The sequence below is a fragment of the Gemmatimonadota bacterium genome, from assembly GCA_016209965.1.
Taxonomy (GTDB): Bacteria; Gemmatimonadota; Gemmatimonadetes; order Longimicrobiales; family RSA9; genus JACQVE01.
The window spans coordinates 1-3,239 of the sequence record JACQVE010000022.1 but is presented as its reverse complement, the minus strand read 5'-3'; the positions used below and the strand labels follow the sequence as shown (position 1 = coordinate 3,239).

At 72.5% G+C, this 3,239-nt stretch carries 3 protein-coding genes; all 3 read left to right on the top strand.

The annotated features are described in order from the left end of the window. Positions 1-215: chemotaxis protein (locus HY703_01055; protein ID MBI4543767.1), on the top strand; the 215-nt coding region annotated here is incomplete at its 5' end. Positions 216-273: 58 nt separating this feature from the next. Further along, positions 274-1,263, top strand: a complete 990-nt coding sequence (locus HY703_01050; GenBank protein ID MBI4543766.1) for a hypothetical protein — start codon at positions 274-276, stop codon at positions 1,261-1,263. 374 nt (positions 1,264-1,637) lie between these two features. Beyond that, positions 1,638-3,011, top strand: a complete 1,374-nt coding sequence (locus HY703_01045) for a PEGA domain-containing protein (GenBank protein MBI4543765.1) — start codon at positions 1,638-1,640, stop codon at positions 3,009-3,011. The last annotated feature ends 228 nt before the right edge of the window (positions 3,012-3,239 follow it).

The window sequence follows — 3,239 nt, the reverse complement described above, 5'->3', positions numbered from 1 at the left end:
GGCGCTTCCGATGGATCGTTGCCCTGGGCCGCCCCGTGGGGCTCGTGCCCTGGGTGGCGCTGGGCGCCAATGGCGTGGGCCTGGGGCTCAAACTGCAGCTTGCGCTGGCGGGCGTGCCCGGGCTGCTGTGGCTGGCGCACACCCTATGGAAGCGGGGGCGGCGCGCGTTGCGCGCTGCGAGCGCTGGGAAGCTGGCCGGTGAGAGCCAGGCCTAGGCTTGCTCGAGCTGTTACCTTGGCCGGGCAGTTGCTCCGGGCTCCCGCTGGGCGGCCGGTGCGCTGGCTGCTCCTGCTCACGCTGCTCCGCCCCGCCCCTGCCGGTGCGCAGGTTACCGCAGCCGACAGCGCTGCCGTGCTCTACGGCCTGGCCGCTCGCCTCGAGGCGGAGGGGCGGGCCGAGTTGGCGGAATCGCTGCTCGAGCTCATACGCGAGCGCTATCCGCTGACGCCGGTGGCCGGGGAAGCGGACCGGCGGCTGGCGGCGCTCCGTGCGGGACGGCGTGACCGGAGCGGACGGGTCGAGCTCGTCGTCTGGAGCACGCTGTATGGCGCCTGGCTGGGCATGGCCGTGCCCGGCGCATTGGGGGCGGATCAGGCGGAGGCGTATGGACTGGGGCTGCTGCTCGGGGCGCCCGCCACGTTCCTCCTGTCCAATGCCTACAGCCGGGCGCACGGCGTGAGCGAGGGTCGGGCGCGGGCCATCACCCTGGGCGGCACCTGGGGCACCTGGCAGGGCTTCGGCTGGGGAGAAGTCCTCGACCTGGGCGAGGAGCAGCATTGCACGCAGGGCGGGTTCAACCAGCCCGAGTACTGCTACACGGAGACCTCGACGGCAGCACGCTTTGCCTCCATGATCGCGGGTGGGCTGGCGGGCATCGCGGCGGGCGGGCTGGCGGCGCGCTCGCGCGAGATCAGCCCGGGTACCGCAACCGTGGTGAACTTCGGCGCGCTGTGGGGGTCGTGGTACGGCCTGGCCAGTGGGATCGTGCTGGACGCGGAGCAGGGCAATGACGGGGACGACCGGCTGCTGGCCTGGACACTGGCCGGCGGCAACCTCGGCCTGCTGGCCACCGCGCTCCTGGCGCCGCGCTGGCAGCTCAGCCGCGGGCGAGCGCGCCTCATCAGCATTGCCGGCGTGGCCGGGCTGGTTGCGGGATTCGGGCTCGACCTGCTGCTCACCGTGGATGACGAGACGGCCGCGTTCCTGATCCCCATGGCGACGAGCGCGGCAGGGCTTGCCGCCGGCGCCTCCTGGACGCGGTAGGGGGGCGGGGGGGGCGGGACGCGGCGCGGCCGGGACTAGTGCAGCGTTTCACAGGTTCCGTTACTATTTCACCGCAGAGTATTTCACCGGCTGCGCCGACCCCGAGGCACGAAGCTGGATGTGTTACCCTGGCTTTGGTGGCGCTTCGGGATTTGTTTGCGTCGAGTACGCGGAGGCCGGGGAGCGGCAGCCGGTGACCCCAACACGCTCGGGTCGCTGCGTCCTTGGCGCGCTCGGCGGTGTAATACGGCCGGCGGTTCGCCGTTCGCGGGGGCCACGTAGGGTCGCTGCGTCCGCGGCGCGCTCGGCGGTGTAATAGAGGTGGTAACGCCCGCGGCACCGCGGCCCGGCGGCGCGGCTCGGGCTTCTCTCGTATGGCTTCCAGGCGCGTTCTTCTCGCAATCGTGCTGCTGCTCGGGTTGGGCGGCTGCCGTGAAGCGGACCGGCCGCTCGGTCCGGTGACCAGTGGTCCGCTCCTGGTGGACTCTGACCCGGCGGGCGCACAGATCGTGGTGGACGGGCAGGCCACGGGCAGGGTCACGCCGGACACGCTGCGCCAGCTCGAGGTCGGCCCGCACACCATCACCGTGCGGCTGGAGCGTGGCGCCAAGGTCTACGGCTTCAGCGCCCGGGTCGAAACCATGCGCGACACGGCGCTCCGGGTGTTCGGGCCGCTGGTGCTGCGCTGCACCGCCGAGCCATGCTGGCGCGCGCTGACAACCTACCAGGCGCCCAACCGCGTGCGCTTCGCCACCAACCCGTCCGGCACCCTGTTCTTCCTCAACGGCATCGGCGGCGGGCTCTTCTGGCCGACGCCGAGCTCGAACAGCTACCTGTCGACGGGTTCGCCGGTCTTTGGCGGCGTGGTGCGGGGGTCGGGCGGCGCAGTGGCGTTGGGCCCCTACGACTGGGAGTACCTGGCTGGCCGGCCGGAGCCGGTGCTCGATGGTGGCAGTGGCTCATTCAGGCTGGAGCAGTCGACGTGGGTGCTGCCGCCGCCCGCGACGCTGCCGCTGCGCACTGTGCGGGGACTCGCCATCCACCAGGAGCTGAGCACGCGCCCGGGCCTCGAGGACGTGGTGATCGTGCGGCTGGTGTTCCGCAACGTGAGCGACCGGCCGAGCTACCGGGCGATGGACCCGGTCGTGCCCGCGGCGGGCATCACCTATGAGGACGCCTATATAGGAATGGCCCTGGACGCGGACATCGGGTTCTCGGAAGACGACCTGCTGAGCTACTCGCCGGCGGATAAGCTGGCGTTCGTCTACGACAGTGATTTCCGCGAGCCGGCTTTCGAGACGGAGTGGGTGGACCGCCCGGGGCTGGTGGGGGTGGGCGTGCTCGAGGCGCCTGCCGGGACGCGACTGGTGCTTACGGGGTGGCCTAAGGCCCTGGAGTGGAGGGCCGGCCTGGGTTCGACCACCGGGGTGCGCGAGGAGTCGGGGCTGAGGTGGCTGAATGGGACGCACACGGCGGCGCCGAATCACGCGGACCCCGGCATAGGATACCTGCCCGACAGGCCGGAGGACCTGCGCGCAGCCGTAGCAGCCGGGCCCTTGCGGCTCGCGCCCGGGGACTCCGCGGTCCTGAAGCTCGCCGTGGTGCTGGCTCCGCCCGCGCCGGGGAGCTTCACCAGCGGGACGGTGCTGGCGCCGGGGGACCCGACGGACGAAACGCGGCCGCTGCTCAAGGTGGCCGCGCCACTGCTGGAGCGAGCCCGGGCCGCAGGTTCCGGGGGCGAGCGATAGGCGCCGCGAGGTTGGGGAGGGGTCTGGCGCAGCCTCGTAGCAGGGGCCTCGGCCGGCAGCACGGGGGCCTCGCCCCCGCGACGGGGCGGGGAGTGCCGTGTTGCCGTGCCAGCTCAGCGCATGCGGCGCTTGAGGTCCTCGAGGCGGCTCGAGGCCGCGCGTTCGCGGGCTTCCCGCTCGAGGCGGCGGAACTCTTCGTCCTGGGCGTCGTGGTCCGCGTCTGAGGCC

Excerpts from the sequence above, each read along its gene's own strand:
- HY703_01045 (MBI4543765.1), top strand. The coding sequence starts at position 1,638 with ATGGCTTCCAGGCGCGTTCTTCTCGCAATCGTGCTGCTGCTCGGGTTG.